The 15,506-nt window shown below is 63.0% G+C and carries 14 protein-coding genes; 7 read left to right on the forward strand and 7 right to left on the reverse strand.

Features of this window, described 5'->3' with window-relative positions; all coding sequences use genetic code 11:
- Positions 1–47 precede the first annotated feature (47 nt).
- Positions 48–1,169, forward strand: a complete 1,122-nt coding sequence (locus ABIB24_RS19955) for a beta-ketoacyl-ACP synthase III (protein WP_015271305.1) — start codon at positions 48–50, stop codon at positions 1,167–1,169.
- Between the two features lie 231 nt (positions 1,170–1,400).
- Here the strand turns inward: ABIB24_RS19955 and ABIB24_RS19960 are convergent, their stop codons facing one another.
- The gene (locus ABIB24_RS19960) at positions 1,401–2,645 is read right to left on the reverse strand and encodes a putative porin (protein WP_025340175.1); all 1,245 of its coding nucleotides are present in this window, start codon (positions 2,643–2,645) and stop codon (positions 1,401–1,403) included.
- Between the two features lie 263 nt (positions 2,646–2,908).
- Here ABIB24_RS19960 and ABIB24_RS19965 point away from each other — a divergent pair, with 263 nt between their 5' ends.
- Entirely contained in the window at positions 2,909–4,036 is a 1,128-nt protein-coding gene (locus tag ABIB24_RS19965; RefSeq protein ID WP_085691709.1) for a GNAT family N-acetyltransferase, read from the forward strand.
- Positions 4,037–4,200: 164 nt separating this feature from the next.
- Here the strand turns inward: ABIB24_RS19965 and ABIB24_RS19970 are convergent, their stop codons facing one another.
- The 4 genes from ABIB24_RS19970 to ABIB24_RS19985 all read right to left on the reverse strand — a co-directional run bounded on the left by ABIB24_RS19970 (position 4,201) and on the right by ABIB24_RS19985 (position 8,396).
- Positions 4,201–6,033 (reverse strand): ABC transporter ATP-binding protein, encoded by a 1,833-nt coding sequence (locus tag ABIB24_RS19970; protein WP_025340173.1) that lies wholly within the window; start codon positions 6,031–6,033, stop codon positions 4,201–4,203.
- A 62-nt stretch (positions 6,034–6,095) separates the two neighbouring features.
- Complete coding sequence (locus ABIB24_RS19975) at positions 6,096–6,653, reverse strand: peptidylprolyl isomerase (protein ID WP_354317083.1); 558 nt, start codon at positions 6,651–6,653, stop codon at positions 6,096–6,098.
- Entirely contained in the window at positions 6,647–7,459 is an 813-nt protein-coding gene (locus ABIB24_RS19980) for an alpha/beta fold hydrolase (protein WP_025340171.1), read from the reverse strand. Before ABIB24_RS19980 ends, ABIB24_RS19975 begins: the two co-directional genes overlap by 7 nt.
- A gap of 13 nt (positions 7,460–7,472) precedes the next feature.
- Positions 7,473–8,396 (reverse strand): LysR family transcriptional regulator, encoded by a 924-nt coding sequence (locus ABIB24_RS19985; RefSeq protein ID WP_012273620.1) that lies wholly within the window; start codon positions 8,394–8,396, stop codon positions 7,473–7,475.
- A 48-nt stretch (positions 8,397–8,444) separates the two neighbouring features.
- On the opposite strand from ABIB24_RS19985, the gene ABIB24_RS19990 reads away from it, so the two are divergent.
- From ABIB24_RS19990 to ABIB24_RS20005, 4 genes are all read left to right on the forward strand, one after another.
- Positions 8,445–8,759 (forward strand): hypothetical protein, encoded by a 315-nt coding sequence (locus tag ABIB24_RS19990; protein ID WP_012051530.1) that lies wholly within the window; start codon positions 8,445–8,447, stop codon positions 8,757–8,759.
- Between the two features lie 109 nt (positions 8,760–8,868).
- Positions 8,869–9,468 carry an FMN-dependent NADH-azoreductase gene (locus ABIB24_RS19995; RefSeq protein ID WP_085704974.1) on the forward strand — a complete coding sequence of 200 codons (600 nt, stop codon included), beginning with the start codon at positions 8,869–8,871 and terminating at the stop codon, positions 9,466–9,468.
- A 285-nt stretch (positions 9,469–9,753) separates the two neighbouring features.
- On the forward strand, positions 9,754–10,635 hold the full coding sequence (locus ABIB24_RS20000; RefSeq protein WP_354317085.1) for a carboxylate/amino acid/amine transporter: 882 nt from the start codon (positions 9,754–9,756) through the stop codon (positions 10,633–10,635).
- Between the two features lie 72 nt (positions 10,636–10,707).
- Positions 10,708–12,084 (forward strand): purine-cytosine permease family protein, encoded by a 1,377-nt coding sequence (locus ABIB24_RS20005; RefSeq protein ID WP_354317087.1) that lies wholly within the window; start codon positions 10,708–10,710, stop codon positions 12,082–12,084.
- A gap of 133 nt (positions 12,085–12,217) precedes the next feature.
- On the opposite strand, the gene ABIB24_RS20010 is transcribed toward ABIB24_RS20005, so the two are convergent.
- Positions 12,218–13,519, reverse strand: coding sequence for a mechanosensitive ion channel family protein (locus ABIB24_RS20010; RefSeq protein WP_137164596.1), 1,302 nt, complete (start codon positions 13,517–13,519; stop codon positions 12,218–12,220).
- Between the two features lie 103 nt (positions 13,520–13,622).
- On the opposite strand from ABIB24_RS20010, the gene ABIB24_RS20015 reads away from it, so the two are divergent.
- Complete coding sequence (locus ABIB24_RS20015; RefSeq protein ID WP_039612590.1) at positions 13,623–14,984, forward strand: DEAD/DEAH box helicase; 1,362 nt, start codon at positions 13,623–13,625, stop codon at positions 14,982–14,984.
- A 170-nt stretch (positions 14,985–15,154) separates the two neighbouring features.
- Here the strand turns inward: ABIB24_RS20015 and ABIB24_RS20020 are convergent, their stop codons facing one another.
- Entirely contained in the window at positions 15,155–15,427 is a 273-nt protein-coding gene (locus ABIB24_RS20020; RefSeq protein WP_274079297.1) for a hypothetical protein, read from the reverse strand.
- Positions 15,428–15,506: the final 79 nt, after the last annotated feature.

The following is a 15,506-nucleotide window of genomic DNA, read 5'->3' on the forward strand; positions in this document are numbered from 1 at the left end:
TTCCAGCCAGCGCCCCGTGGCGATGGCCTTTGACCAGAGGAACGACCGTGCATAACGTCGTGATCAGCGGCACCGGCCTGTACACCCCGGCCCAGAGCATTTCCAACGAAGAACTGGTGGCGTCCTTCAACACCTGGTCGCAGCAGTTCAACCAGGACAACGCCGCCGCCATCGAGCGCGGTGAAGTCGAGGCGGCGCCGCTGTCCGATGCGGCGTTCATCGAAAAGGCTTCGGGCATCAAGAGCCGCTTCGTCATGGACAAGGCCGGCATCCTCGACCCGCAGCGCATGAAGCCGCGCCTGCCAGAGCGCTCCAACGACGAACCGTCGGTGCTCTGCGAAATGGCCGTGGCCGCTGCCCGGCAGGCCCTGGAGCGCGCCGGTCGCACGGCGGCCGATGTCGACGGGGTGATCGTCGCCTGCTCCAACCTGCAGCGCCCGTACCCGGCCATCGCCATCGAAGTGCAGCAGGCGCTGGGCATCCAGGGCTTTGCCTTCGACATGAACGTGGCCTGCTCGTCGGCCACTTTCGGCATCCAGACCGCCGCCAACAGCGTGGCCCTGGGCCAGGCGCGCGCGGTGCTGATGGTCAACCCGGAGGTGTGCACCGGCCACCTGAACTTCCGTGACCGCGACAGCCACTTCATCTTTGGTGATGCTGCCACTGCGGTATTGCTCGAGCGTGCCGACAAGGCCACCTCGGCGCACCAGTTCGACATCGTCAGCAGCAAGCTGTGGACCGAGTTCTCCAACAACATCCGTAACAACTTCGGTTTCCTCAACCGCGCGGCGGAAGAGGGCGAGGGCGCGGCGGACAAGCTGTTCATCCAGGAAGGCCGCAAGGTGTTCCGCGAGGTGTGCCCGAAAGTGGCCGAGCTGATCGGTGAGCACCTGCAGGAAAACGGGCTGCAACCCAGCGATGTGAAACGCTTCTGGCTGCACCAGGCCAACCTCAGCATGAACCACCTGATCGTCAAGAAACTGCTGGGGCGTGAAGTGGCCGAGGAAGATGCACCGGTGATTCTCGACCGTTATGCCAACACCAGTTCGGCGGGGTCGGTGATTGCCTTCCACCTGTACCAGGACGACCTGGCCAAGGGCTCGCTGGGGGTGTTGAGCTCGTTTGGTGCGGGGTATTCGATTGGTAGCGTGATTCTGCGCAAGCGCTGATTGCTTCGTCTGATCCGAGATTGCCGGGGCCGCTCTGCGGCCCTATCGCGACACAAGGCCGCTCCTACAGGAGATCGCGTACCTGCAACGGACGCATTCTCTTGTAGGAGCGGCCTTGTGTCGCGATAGGGCTGCAAGGCAGCCCCCTGCAATTTCACAGGCAAAAAAAAGCGGGAAATGCCGGATGGGGTCGGCATTTCCCGCTTCAGGTGAAGCAGTGCAGCGTGTCGCTTAGAACTTGGCTTCCAGGTCTACCTGCAGCGTGTCTACGTCAGCATCGCTGTTCGGCAGGTTGGAGAAGTCGGTCTTGGCCATCATGTAGGCCGCGCCGAGGGCGAAGTTCTTGTCGATTTCGTAACCCACCTTGAACTTGTGGCCACGGGAACCGGTGAAGCCGTTACCGAAGTCAGAGTCGGTGAACAGGCTGACTACACCGTTACGCTGCACGTCGCGGTAGTTGTAGTCCAGGCTCCAGGCACCGATCTTGCTCTTCAAACCAGCCAGCCAGGCCTTGTCCTTGCCATCGGTGCTTTCGGTGTTCTTGACGAACTGGCCGTAGGCCGACAGCGGGATGGCGAAGCCGGTGAAGTCGACCTGGCCGAAACCTTCCACCAGCTGGAACTCGTTGGTGGTGTTGCCCAGCGAACGCAGGGCAGCAGATTCCTTGTCGTTGTCGTAGCCGTAGATACTGCCGCCGACGGTGACCTTGACGGTGTCAGCCGCGTTGAACTTGGTACCCAGCTGGGCCGCGTACAGCTGCGCGTCGTGCTTGAACTGCACGCCGTCGCCGTCGACGTTGTCCTTCAGGTTGTAGTGGCCGATGCTGCCGAACACTTCGGCCGGGCCGAGGTTGGTCTTGTAGGTAGCGGCCAGGCCTTCCGGGTTGATGTCGCTGTCCCAGATGATGTCTCCCATGCTCACCCATGGCTGCAGCATCTTGCCGCCGATCAGGTGCAGGTTCGGGACGGCAGTCGGGTGCCAGTCGAGGTAGGCCAGGTCGACCCACAGCGATTTCTTCTCGAAGTAGTTGTCCAGGCTCTGGTTGGTCGAGCGGGCATCGGCGCTGCTGCCGGTGGCCACACGCACGCCGGCGTCGACCTGCGGGTTGATCTCGCTGTAGAAGCCGACACGGGCACGTACACGTTCACGGTCCTGGTTGCCGCTGCGAGCGATCGGGTCGTCGACGTTGACGTCTTCGTAACGCAGGCGCACATCACCCTTGATCTGGGTCTTGGCGGCCCATGCCACTTTCTGTTCAAAGGAGCTCATCCTTTCGGACTGAGCTTTCTGAGCGGCCTTTTCCTTGGTTTCTTGAGCCAGGTCCGCCTGCAGTTCGTTGTACTGCGCCTGGTTGATCGAGCCATTGGCGCGGAGCATTTCGAGCAGCTTGGCGTCGACAGCTGCACTGGCCGGAGTACTCAGAGCCAGCATCATGCCGGTGAGGCTCACTCCGGTAAGTGTAGAAACAAGACGCATAAGGTTCTCCCTGTTGAATAAGATGGGGGAGGCTCAAGCGCCCGCCCCTGTGTTGGCATGTCTTCGGAAAGGGCCTGAATAGACAGGTTCTGGGGTTCCGGAAAACAGGCGCAAGTATTGCGGGGGCGAATGACAGATTAATGTCGAATTAGTGGCACTGCGGTTAAGTAATTGAGAATAAAAGGATCTGTCCCGGCTATCGTGATTTGAGTGGCGGGCCTTCCTTGGGGATACTGGGTACCTTGAAACAGCGAGCCGAAACCGTGACCAGCCTGTACAGCCTTGCCCATCTGCGTGATCTACCGGCGGCCACCTGGGATGCCCTGGTGCCGGCCGGCCAACCGTTCCTGCGCCATGCGTTTCTCAGCGCCATGGAGGACAGCGGCAGCGTCGCGCGCAACACCGGCTGGGCCGCCGAGCACCTGGTGCTGGAACGTGACGGGCAGGTACGGGCGCTGCTGCCGGCGTACCGCAAATGGCACTCGTTTGGCGAGTACGTGTTCGACCATGGCTGGGCCGATGCCTGTGAGCGGGCCGGCATTGCCTACTACCCCAAGCTGCTCGGTGCCGTGCCGTTCAGCCCGGTCAGCGGCCCGCGCCTGCTCGCCGCCGACCCAGCCGATGGTCTGCTGGTGCTGCAGGCGTTGCCGGAGTACCTGGGCAAGGGCGGGCTGTCTGGCGCGCACATCAATTTCACCGAGCCGGCGCTGGACGAACAGCTGGCCGGCCAGCCGGGCTGGATGGAGCGCCTGGGTTGCCAGTTTCATTGGCGTAACCACGGCTACCGTGACTTCCAGGATTTTCTCGACAGCCTGAGTTCGCGCAAGCGCAAGCAGATGCGCAAGGAGCGTGAACAGGTGGCCGGGCACGGTATTGAATTCCGCTGGTACCGTGGGGGGGAACTGGATGAGGCGCAGTGGGATTTCGTCTACCGCTGCTACGCCAATACCTACGCGGTGCGCCGCCGTGCGCCCTACCTGACACGCGAGTTCTTCAGCCTGCTGGCCGAGCGCATGCCCGAGGCCTTGCGCGTGGTGATGGCGCGGCAGGGTGGCCGTGATGTGGCCATGGCCCTGAGCCTGGTGGGGGGCGACAGCCTGTTTGGCCGCTACTGGGGGTGCCTGGACGAATTCGACCGGCTGCATTTCGAAACCTGTTTCTACCAGGGCATGGACTTTGCCATCGCCGAAGGGCTGCAGCGTTTCGATGCCGGGGCGCAGGGGGAGCACAAGCTGATTCGCGGGTTCGAGCCGGTGCTGACGCGGTCGTGGCACTACCTGCTGCACCCGGGGCTGCGGCGGGCGGTGGAGGATTTTCTGGCGCAGGAGCGGGAAGGGGTACGGGCCTATGCCGAGGAGGCCAGGGGGATGTTGCCCTATCGCCGGGACTGATCCTGGCTCAAGGCCGGCGCAAATCCTGTAGGAGCGGCCTTGTGTCGCGAAAGGGTCGCAAAGCGGCCCCAGCTATTTCTGCTGCGAAGCTGGAAACCTGGGGCTGCTGCGCAGCCCTTTCGCGACACAAGGCCGCTCCTACAGGAAGCGCGCTGTTGCCCTGATCAGTCGACCCCGACAAACCCCCCGGTCTGGTGATGCCACAACCGGGCATACAAGCCTTGCTGCTCCAGCAGTTCACTGTGGCTGCCACTCTCGACAATCCGCCCCTTGTCCAGCACTACCAGCCGGTCCATCCGCGCGATGGTGGAAAGCCGGTGGGCAATCGCGATCACCGTCTTGCCCTGCATCAGCGTCTCCAGGCTTTCCTGGATCGCTGCCTCCACCTCCGAGTCCAGCGCCGAAGTGGCCTCGTCCATGATCAGGATCGGTGCATTCTTCAACAACACCCGGGCAATCGCGATGCGCTGGCGCTGGCCACCCGACAGCTTGACCCCGCGCTCGCCCACATGGGCATCGAAACCGGTGCGCCCCTGGGCGTCCGACAACTGCGGGATGAACTCGTCGGCGCGGGCCCGGCGCACCGCTTCATGCAGCGCCGCCTCGCTGGCACCGGGGCGACCATACAGCAGGTTGTCGCGGATCGAGCGGTGCAGCAGCGAGGTGTCCTGGGTGATCATGCCGATCTGCGCGCGCAGGCTGGCCTGGCTCACTTCGGCAATGTCCTGGCCGTCGATGAGGATGCGCCCGCCCTGCACGTCATAAAGCCTCAGCAACAGGTTGACCAGGGTCGACTTGCCTGCCCCGGACGGGCCGATCAGGCCGATCTTCTCGCCCGGGCGGATGTCCAGGTCGAGCCCTTCGATCACGTTGGCGGCCTTGCCGTAATGGAAGTCCACGTCATCGAAGCGCACCGCACCGCGGCTTACCTTGAGCGCCGGTGCGTTGGGCCGGTCGGTCACGGTGACCGGCTGGGCGATGGTCTGCAGGCCGTCCTGGACCATGCCGATGTTCTCGAAGATGCCGTTGACCACCCACATGATCCAGCCCGACATGTTGACGATGCGGATCACCAGGCCGGTGGCCAGGGCGATGGCGCCGACGGTGATCAGCGACTGGCTCCACAGCCACAGCGCCAGGCCGGTGGTGGCGACCACCAGCAGGCCATTGAGGGTGGTGATGACCACATCCATGCTGGTGACCACGCGTGCGGCCAGCTGGGTTTTCTCTGTCTGCTCGCGGATCGCTTCGCGGGCGTACTGCTGCTCGAAGTCGGTGTGGGCGAACAACTTGAGGGTGGCGATGTTGGTGTAGCCGTCGACGATGCGCCCCATCAGCTTGGAGCGGGCGTCGGAGGAGATCACCGAACGCTCCTTCACCCGGGGGACGAAGTAGAACAGCGCGGCGATGTAGCCGGCGATCCACAGCAACAGCGGCAGCATCAGGCGCCAGTCGGCCTCGGCGAACAGCACCAGCGAGGTGATGGCGTAGATCAGCACATGCCATAGCGCATCCACCGCCTGCACCGCAGAGTCGCGCAGTGAGTTGCCGGTCTGCATGATGCGCTGGGCGATGCGCCCGGCGAAGTCGCTCTGGAAGAAGTTCAGGCTCTGCTTGAGCACATAGGTGTGGTTCTGCCAGCGGATCAGACTGGTCATGCCGGGGTTGATGGTCTGGTGCACCAGCAGGTCGTGCAGGCCGAAGAATACCGGCCGCAGCAGCAGGATCACCACCAGCATCCAGATCAGCTCGCCGCTGTGTTCGCTGAAGAAATTGGCATTGGGCGTACCCTGGGCCAGGTCGATGATGCGGCTGAGGTAGCTGAACATCGCCACCTCGATCAGCGAGGCGACCAGGCCCACCACCAGCAGGGCGACAAAGCTCGGCCACACCTGGCGCAGGTAGTACAGGTAGAACGGCCACACCTGGCCGGGTGGCGACTCGCTGGGCGCGTCGCGGAAGATGTCGATCAGTTGCTCGAAACGGCGGTACAGCATGGGTGACAAGACTCCTGTGCTACCCGACCCCGGAAGGTCTCACGTCCCTGTGAAACCTGCAGTCAGTCGATGCGTTTGGCGGACTTGATGAACACCGGGTCTGCCGGGACATCGCGCATGCCTTTCTTGATGGTAGTTGGCGAGTTGACGATCTGGTCGACCACCTCCATGCCCTTGGTGACCTTGCCGAACACCGCGTAGCCACGGTCGCGGCCCGGGTTGAGGAAGTCGTTGTCGGCAACGTTGATGAAGAACTGGCTGGTGGCCGAGTTCGGGTCGGAAGTGCGCGCCATCGACAGCGTGCCGCGGGTATTCTGCAGGCCGTTGCTGGCCTCGTTCTGGATCGGGTCACGGGTCTGCTTCTGTACCATCTGCTCGGTGAAACCGCCGCCCTGGACCATGAAGCCCGGAATTACCCGGTGGAAGATGGTGTTGTTGTAGAAGCCGCTGTCGACGTACTCGAGGAAGTTCTTGGTACTGACCGGCGCCTTCTCGGCATTCAGTTCGATTTCGACCTGGCCGAAGCTGGTGTCCAGCAGTACGTGCGGGGTCTTGTCGGAGGCCATGACGCTGGTGGCGAAGGCGACCGAGCAGGCGGTGAGCAGGAGTTTTTTCAGCATGGGCTCAAAGATCCTTGAGAGGTGGAAGCGGCTGCAAGGAACTGCAGCAGGGTCTGGTTGAAGACCTCGGGTTGGTCGAGGGGTGTAGCGTGCCGGGAATCGTCGATGACCACCAGCCTGGCGTGGGGCATCAGGGCGACGTAGCGTTCTTTCAGTTGTATCGGGGTGTAATCGTGGTCGGCGGCGATCACTAGGGTAGGACAGTGGATCTGGCCGATGCGTTCCTGCACGCCCCAGTCGACGATGGCGTCGAAACTTTTGAGGTAGGCGCGCTTGTCGTTGCGCGCCCAGCGCTGGGCCATCTTGTGCCGCAGTTCGGCCTGCTGCGGTTTGGGGAACAGCCGCTCGGCCAGGCCCTTGCCGACGGTTTCGACACTGAGCAGGCGCGCCAGGCCCCAGCGCTTGAGCCACCACGCCCAGTCACTGCGGGTGCGGCGCTTGACCTCGGGGGCGCTGTTGACGATGCACAGGCTGCGCAGCCACTGCGGGTGATCGACGGCGAACTGGAAGCCGACCATGCCACCCATGGACAGGCCGACGATGTGCACCGGGCCGGTGTGCAGGTGTTCGAGCAGGGCCAGCAGGTCGGCACTGAAGGTGGCGATCTGGTAACCGTCGCGTGGCTTGTCGGAGCGGCCGTGGCCGCGGATGTCCATGAGGATTACCCGGTAGTGGCGGCTGAGCACCGGCACCTGCAGCTCCCAGTCCTGGCAGCTGGAGCCCAGGCCATGCAGCAATACCAGGGGTTCGCCCTGGCCATATTCCTCGTAATGCAGTGCGCATCCTTCGTGTTCGAAATAGGCCATGGGCGCGGTCCTCTCAGGCTTGTGGGGGGGCTGCGAAGGGCACGTCCAGTGGCGCGGTGTCGAAATTGCGCAGCAGGTCGATGAGAATCTGCGTAGCCGGGCCCAAGGTCTTCTCTTTGCTCGAATAAAGGTAGAACAGTGGGTGGCGGCTGCCACCCTGATCCAGCGGCAACGGCTTGAGCACGCCTTCGCGCAGCTCGCGCTCGATCATGTGGCGGGGCAGCCAGGCAAAGCCCAGGCCACTGCTGACGAAGGTAGCGGCGGTGCCCAGGCTGCCGACGGTCCAGCGTTGCTCGGCACCCAGCCAGCCGACATCGCGCGGCTGGGCGCGGCCGGAGTCGCGGATTACCACCTGCAACTGGCTTTCCAGGTCCTGGAAGGTCAGTTCGCGGCCCAGGCGGTGCAGGCTGTGTTCGGGGTGGGCGACGGCGACGAACTCCACCGCGCTCAGTTCGGCGCCCAGGTAGCCGCCGATGCTGTAGCTGCTGATGGCCAGGTCGGCGATGCCTTCGTGCATCACTTCCTCGACGCCAGACAGCACTTCTTCACGCAGGCGTACCCGGCAGCCACGGCTCTGCGGCATGAACGCGGCCAGGGCGCGTACCAGGCGGGCACTGGGGTAGGCGGCATCGACCACCAGGCGTACTTCGGCCTCCCAGCCCTGTTCCATGTGGTGGGCAAGGTCTTCGAGCTGGCTGGCCTGCTTGACCAGGTGGCGCGAACGGCGCAGCAGGACATTGCCGGCCTCGGTGAGCACCGCCTTGCGGCCATCGATGCGCAGCAGCGGCACGCCCAGTTGCTCCTGCATGCGGGCCACGGTGTAGCTGACCGATGACTGCGAGCGGTGCAGTGCCTCGGCGGCCTGGGCAAACCCACCGTGATCGACCACTGCCTGCAGGGTTCGCCACTGGTCAAGGGTTACGCGCGGCGCTTTCATCTTTCGCTCCTGTTGTCCTAAGCTGCGCTCTTTCAAGGAGAGCGGCCCATGAAGAAATGTTGTGCGGCAATACTGATGTGCCTGCCCCTCGGGGCCATGGCTTATCCCATCGACGTTGAGAAAGAACTGACCGGGGTAAAGCTCGACTACACCGCCTATGACACGGCCTATGACATTGGCGCCATCACCCTCAACAACTATGGGCAGGTACCGGCCGCGTGCAAGGTGACTTTCCGCAATGGCCCCGAGGCACCGCGGGTGCGCCGGGTGAACGTACCGGCCGGTAAAAGCGTCGATGTCACTGCCAAGTTCAACCGGCAGATCATCAAATTACGGATCGCCTTGAACTGCAGTGCAGAATAAACTGATAAATCGATAGATTGAACCCACTTTTTACGCTTTTTTATCGATAGGTCAAGCCGTAATCTCACCTCCATCGAATCGCAACCCTTTTTGCCGATGGAGGCCCCCCATGTCCCGCGTACTGATCATCGAAAGCAGCGCCCGCCAGCAGGATTCCGTTTCCCGTCAGCTGACCCGTGATTTCATCCAGCAGTGGCAGGCCGCCCACCCGGCCGATCAGATCAGTGTGCGCGACCTGGCCGTGAACCCGGTGCCGCACCTGGACGCCAACCTGCTGGGTGGCTGGATGAAGCCCGAAGAACAGCGCAGTGCTTCCGAACTGGACGCCTTGGCCCGCTCCAACGAACTGACCGATGAGCTGCTCGCCGCCGACGTGCTGGTGATGGCTGCGCCGATGTACAACTTCACCATCCCCAGCACCCTCAAGGCCTGGCTGGACCACGTGCTGCGTGCCGGCATCACCTTCAAGTACACCCCCACCGGCCCGCAGGGCTTGCTGACCGGCAAGCGCGCCATCGTCCTGACTGCCCGTGGCGGCATTCATGCCGGCGCCACCAGCGACCACCAGGAACCGTACCTGCGCCAGGTAATGGCCTTCATCGGCATTCACGATGTCGACTTCATCCATGCCGAAGGCCTGAACATGAGCCCTGACTTCCACGAGAAGGGCGTCAACCAGGCCAAGGCCAAGCTGGCGGCGGTGGCCTGAGGCTTAGCGAATTCCCAACCCTGACACCTGTTGTTGCTCCTTTGGGTGTACCTGCCCGGCCTGCATGGCCGGGCTTTTTTATGCCTGGAATTTCATGGGTGCCTGTGCCGGCCTCTTCGCGGGTAAACCCGCTCCCACAGGGATATCACGGCACCTGAGGCCTGTGGTGTCCCTGTGGGAGCGGGTTTACCCGCGAAGAGGCCGGCACAGCCCTTACATTCCTAATGGTTGAACTCATTTGCCGCAACCCGCTAAGGTCGCGGCCTTGATCCACGAGAGGCAACCATGGGCTACCTGATAATCGTCGCGCTGATCCAGGCGTTTTCCTTCAGCCTGATCGGCGAGTACCTGGCCGGGCACGTCGACAGCTACTTTGCCGTGCTCGCGCGCGTGGTGCTGGCTGGCCTGATGTTCCTGCCGCTGACCCGCTGGCGCCAGGTCGAGCCGCGCTTCATGCGCTCGATGCTGCTGATCGGCGCGCTGCAGTACGGCATCACCTACGTCTGCCTGTACCTGAGCTTTCGCGTGCTCACCGTGCCGGAGGTGCTGCTGTTCACCATTCTCACGCCGTTGCATGTGACGCTGATCGAAGACGCCATGAACCGGCGCTTCAACCCGTGGGCGCTGCTGGCAGCGCTGGTGGCGGTGGCCGGCGCGGCGGTGATCCGCTTCGACACCATCAGCGGCGAGTTCTTCATCGGCTTCCTGCTGCTGCAACTGGCCAACTTCACCTACGCCGCCGGCCAGGTGCTGTACCGCCACCTGGTTGCACGCCACCCCAGCGACTTGCCGCACTACAAGCGCTTTGGCTACTTCTACCTGGGCGCGTTGATCGTGGTGTTGCCGGCCTTCCTGCTGTTTGGCAACGCCCAGCACCTGCCGACCACCGATGTGCAGTGGCTGGTGCTGCTGTTCCTGGGCCTGTGCCCGACGGCGCTGGGCCTGTACTGGTGGAACAAGGGCGCCTGCATGGTTTCGGGCGGGACGCTGGCGGTGATGAACAACCTGCATGTGCCAGTAGGGTTGCTGCTCAATTTGCTGATCTGGAACCAGGACGAGCCATTGGGCAGGCTGTTCATCGGCGCGGCGGTGATCCTGGCGTCGGTGTGGATGAGCCGCCTGGGTACCCTGACGTTATCAAGCAAGCCATGGCGCAGCCAGCTATGACGCGTTCGTTACTGAACCCAAATTCCGCCGGTCCCTACCCGATAATCCGGAAAACCAAATCGGGAGACCGGCGTGAAGCTAGAAACGCGAAGTATCGAATTTGTCCCACACGCCGAGCGTTATGGCACGCCTAAACGATTGTTCACCATCTGGTTCAGCTCCAATTTCCAGATAACCGCCCTGATGGTCGGCACCCTGGGCGCTGCCTCGGGGCTGAGTCTGGGCTGGACCTTGCTGGGCCTGTTGGTCGGCAACCTGATCGGCACCGTGTTCATGGCCGCGCATTCTGCCCAGGGGCCCCACCTGGGCGTGCCACAGATGATCCAGAGCCGAGCCCAGTTCGGTGTCCATGGTGCCGCGCTCCCTCTGCTGGTGATGGTCACGGCCGCAGTCCTGTTCCTCGCCGCCAGCGGCGTGCTGATGCGCAATGCCCTGCAGGCGCTGGTGCCCATGAGCGATGACCAGGCCATCGTGGTGGTCGGCTTGCTGACTTTTGTCATCGGCTTTGTCGGCTACGAACTCATCCACCGCCTTGGGGCATGGATGAGCCTGTTGTCCACGCTGGTTTTTGCCGGCGCCCTGGTGCTGATCCTGCTGCACCCCGGCGACATGGCAACCACAACGGCAGTGAGTACCGGCTTCTCGTTCACCGCCTTCAACCTGATCGTGGCCCAGTCGGCCTCCTGGACGCTGGGGTATGGCCCCTATGTAGCCGATTACTCGCGCTACCTCCCGGCCAACGTCAACCCACGCGCCACCTTCTGGGCCACCTATTGCGGTTGTGCGCTGGGCTCCTTCGCCATGATGGCGCTCGGCGCGCTGGTGGCAGTGGAGTTGCCCTCGGCACTGGGGCACGACCCGGCCACAGCCATTGCCGCGTTGTTTGGCCCGTGGGCGCCGCTGGCGCTGGCAGTGATCGCGCTGGGGGTGATCCAGTACAACGTCCTGTGCCTGTACAGCGCCTACATGTCGTCGGTCACGATCTTTGGCGCCTTCAAGACCATCCGGCGCGTGACTGCGACGGCCAAGGCCTTGGTGATGGCTGGGCTGACCGCAGCGGCAACGGTGATCGCCATCGCCACCCAGTACAATTTCGATACGTTCTTTGCCGACATCCTGATCGGCCAGCTGTACCTGTTGATCCCATGGAGCGCGATCAACCTGGTGGATTACTACTGGGTATGCCGAGGCCACTATGATGTCGGGGCGCTGTATGACTCCAAGGGGCGTTATGGGTGCTTCAATCGTCGAAGCCTGAGTGTGTACGCTGTGTCGATCATCGGTACCATCCCGTTCATGAAGCTTTCGTTCTACACGGGGTTCGTGGCCGAGTGGCTGGGGGCGGATATCAGTTGGGCGATGGGGTTGATCCTGGCCGGTGCGCTGTATTGCATGGTCCATGGGCGCGAGAGCAACCGGCTTTCGACAACCATGAATGTGCACACCTGACTCGGAAAGGGGCCGCTTTGCGGCCCATCGCCGGCAAGCCAGCTCCCACAGGCACCGCGCAAAATTCGAGACGTTTGCAGTACCTGTGGGAGCTGGCTTGCCGGCGATGGGCTGCGAAGCAGCCCCGGCAATATCAAGCCTCGCTCATGTCTTCCAGCCGACGCGGCACAGGCTCTTGCGATACACGCCCGCTCAACCCTACCCGCATGTCGTTGCCACTTGGCTGCTGATACAGGCTCAAGCCAAACTCCGGCAACACCGCCAGCAGGTAGTCGAAGATATCCCCCTGAATCCGCTCGTACTCAGCCCACGCCGTGGTGGTGGTAAAGCAGTAGATTTCCAGCGGTACACCCTCGGCGGTGGTCTGCATTTGCCGCACCATGCAGGTCATGTTCGGGTGCACGTTGGGGTGGTTCTTCAGGTAGGCCAGGGCAAACGCCCGGAAGGTGCCGATGTTGGTCAGCTTGCGGCGATTGGCCGACAGCTCGGCCACTGGCCCCATGGCCTCGTTCCAGCGCTGCAGCTCCTGGCGCTTGCCGGCCAGGTAGTCGGCCAGCAAGTGCACCTGGCTCAGCCGCTGTTCTTCCTCGCGAGTCAGGAACCGCACGCCGGCTGCATCGATGAACAGGCTGCGCTTGATGCGTCGGCCACCGGACTGCTGCATGCCGCGGTAGTTGCGGAACGACTCGCTCATCAGGCGCCAGGTGGGGATGGAGACGATGGTCTTGTCGAAGTTCTGCACCTTCACCGTGTGCAGGGTGATGTCCACCACGTCGCCATCGGCGCCTACCTGGGGCATTTCGATCCAGTCGCCCACGTGCAGCATGTCGTTGCTGGTCAGCTGCACGCTGGCGACGAACGACAGCAGGGTGTCCTTGTACACCAACAGCAGCACCGCCGACATGGCACCCAGGCCCGACAGTAGCAACAGCGGCGAGCGGTCGATCAGGGTGGCGACGATGACGATGGAGGCGAAGATCCACAGCATCATCTTGGCCAGTTGCACGTAACCCTTGATCGAGCGGGTGCGGGCGTGTTCGGTGCGGGCATAGATGTCGAGCAGGGCATCCAGCAGGCACGACAGCGCCATGGTCATGAACAGCAGGGTAAAGGCCAGGGCGACATTGCCGAGGAAGTGCTGGGCGGTGTCGGACAGCTCGGGCACCAGTTTCAGGCCGAACTGCAGCACCAGTGACGGCGTGGTCTGTGCCAGGCGGTGGAACACCTTGTTGTTGCGCAGGTCGTCCAGCCATTTCAGCGCTGGCTGGCGGGCCAGCAGGCGGGCGCCATGCAGCACCAGGAAGCGTGCCAGGCGGCCGATGACCAGCGAAATGAGCAGCAGCACCGCCAGGCCAATGGCCGCGTGCAGCATCGGATGTTGGTCAAGGGTGCCCCACAGGTCGAGGGAGTCACGCCAGATTCGTTGGATATCCATGGGCTTGCGTACAGTCTTGTTGCCAAACGAAGCGCCATTAGAGCGCGGATGGCGACAAAGTTGCCAAAAGAAATTCGGCTAAGGCGGCAGAAAACGTTACCCTATGCAACTGAATTTTCCGCACTTGCCTGAGGTTACCTCCGTGTTCTCCCAATTCGCCCTGCACGAACGCCTGCTTAAAGCCGTGGCCGAGCTTAACTTTGTCGAGCCAACCCCGGTGCAGGCCGCGGCCATCCCCCTGGCCCTGCAAGGGCGTGACCTGCGTGTGACCGCGCAGACCGGCAGCGGCAAGACCGCGGCCTTCGTGCTGCCACTGCTCAACCGCCTGGTCGACCTGCGCGAACGCCGCGTCGAGATCCGCGCGCTGATCCTGCTGCCGACCCGTGAACTGGCCCAGCAGACCCTCAAACAGGTACAGCTGTTCTCGCAGTTCACCTACATCAAGTCGGGCCTGGTTACCGGCGGTGAAGACTTCAAGGAACAGGCCGCCATGCTGCGCAAGGTGCCGGATGTGCTGATCGGCACCCCGGGCCGCCTGCTCGAGCAGCTCAATGCCGGCAACCTCGACCTGTCCCACGTGCAGGTGCTGATCCTCGACGAAGCCGACCGCATGCTCGACATGGGCTTTGCCGAAGACATGGAGCGCCTGTGCAAGGAGTGCGAGAACCGCCAGCAGACCCTGCTGTTCTCCGCCACCACCGGTGGTGCGGCCCTGCGCGACATCATCGGCAAGGTGCTGAAAGACCCAGAGCACCTGATGCTCAACAGCGTCTCGCAGCTGGCCGAAGGCACCCGCCAGCAGATCATCACCGCTGACCACGACCAGCACAAAGAGCAGATCGTGCAGTGGCTGCTGGCCAACGAAACCTTCGACAAGGCGATCATCTTCACCAACACCCGCGCCCTGGCCGACCGCATCTACGGCCACCTGGTGGCCAAGGACGTGAAGGCCTTCGTGCTGCACGGCGAGAAGGACCAGAAGGACCGCAAGCTGGCCCTGGACCGCTTCAAGCAGGGCAGCTCCAAGGTGCTGGTGGCTACCGACGTTGCGGCCCGTGGCCTGGACATCGACGGCCTGGACTTGGTGATCAACTTCGACATGCCGCGCAGCGGTGACGAGTACGTGCACCGCGTGGGCCGTACCGGCCGTGCCGGTGGCGAAGGCCTGGCGATCTCGCTGATCACCCACAACGACTGGAACCTGATGTCGAGCATCGAGCGCTACCTCAAGCAGCAGTTCGAGCGCCGGGTGATCAAGGAAGTGAAGGGCACCTACAACGGGCCGAAGAAGGTCAAGGCCTCGGGCAAGGCGGCTGGCAGCAAGAAGAAAAAGGTCGAGAAGAAGACCGGTGACAAGAAGGCGGCCGCCAAGCGCAAGCCAACCGCCAAGCCGAAGGCCAATGCACCGCTGGCCAGCGCTGACGGCCTGGCGCCGCTGAAAAAGCGCAAGCCTGCGGCTGAGTAATCAGCACTCTGTCAGGTTGGTGCGTCCTTTGTAGGAGCGGCCTTGTGTCGCGAAAGGGCTGCGAAGCAGCCCCCTCGATTTCGTGAGTGACGCATCTATCCGGGGGCCGCTTTGCGGCCCTTTCGCGACACAAGGCCGCTCCTACAGGGCGCGCGTCACGCGGCCATTGATCATTCAGCCTTTTTCTCCGCCTCTTTCAACTCCTTGATCCGCTTGTCGATCAGCTGACACTTGTCGGGCAAATCCTTGCTCGCCGTCCCCAGCTCCATCCCTTGAAGCTCGTCATTGATCTCCTTGGCCTTCTGCGGGTTCTGCTCGGTCAACTGGGTGACCAACCCGGCCAGCTCTTCGCGTTTCTGCGTCGCTTCTTCCGGTGTACAGGCCCAGGCGGGCAGGGCGCAGAACAGGGCAGTGGCGCAGGCAATGGGCAGCAGCGGTTTCATCCTTCCTACCTCCGGCGGTGGTGATGCCCGGTGGAGGCATGCGCCTGGCCGTTAGTTCAGCGCCTTCGACCGGTGGCTA

The sequence above is a fragment of the Pseudomonas sp. UYEF17 genome, from assembly GCF_040546125.1.
GTDB lineage: Bacteria > Pseudomonadota > Gammaproteobacteria > Pseudomonadales > Pseudomonadaceae > Aquipseudomonas > Aquipseudomonas putida_Z.

Bases quoted from the DNA above. Each gene is read 5' to 3' on its own strand.
- ABIB24_RS19960 (WP_025340175.1), bottom strand. From the start codon at position 2,645: ATGCGTCTTGTTTCTACACTTACCGGAGTGAGCCTCACCGGCATGATG.
- ABIB24_RS19970 (WP_025340173.1), bottom strand. From the start codon at position 6,033: ATGCTGTACCGCCGTTTCGAGCAACTGATCGACATCTTCCGCGACGCG.
- ABIB24_RS19975 (WP_354317083.1), bottom strand. From the start codon at position 6,653: ATGCTGAAAAAACTCCTGCTCACCGCCTGCTCGGTCGCCTTCGCCACC.
- ABIB24_RS19980 (WP_025340171.1), bottom strand. From the start codon at position 7,459: ATGGCCTATTTCGAACACGAAGGATGCGCACTGCATTACGAGGAATAT.
- ABIB24_RS19985 (WP_012273620.1), bottom strand. From the start codon at position 8,396: ATGAAAGCGCCGCGCGTAACCCTTGACCAGTGGCGAACCCTGCAGGCA.
- ABIB24_RS19990 (WP_012051530.1), top strand. From the start codon at position 8,445: ATGAAGAAATGTTGTGCGGCAATACTGATGTGCCTGCCCCTCGGGGCC.
- ABIB24_RS19995 (WP_085704974.1), top strand. From the start codon at position 8,869: ATGTCCCGCGTACTGATCATCGAAAGCAGCGCCCGCCAGCAGGATTCC.
- ABIB24_RS20000 (WP_354317085.1), top strand. From the start codon at position 9,754: ATGGGCTACCTGATAATCGTCGCGCTGATCCAGGCGTTTTCCTTCAGC.
- ABIB24_RS20010 (WP_137164596.1), bottom strand. From the start codon at position 13,519: ATGGATATCCAACGAATCTGGCGTGACTCCCTCGACCTGTGGGGCACC.
- ABIB24_RS20015 (WP_039612590.1), top strand. From the start codon at position 13,623: ATGCAACTGAATTTTCCGCACTTGCCTGAGGTTACCTCCGTGTTCTCC.
- ABIB24_RS20020 (WP_274079297.1), bottom strand. From the start codon at position 15,427: ATGAAACCGCTGCTGCCCATTGCCTGCGCCACTGCCCTGTTCTGCGCC.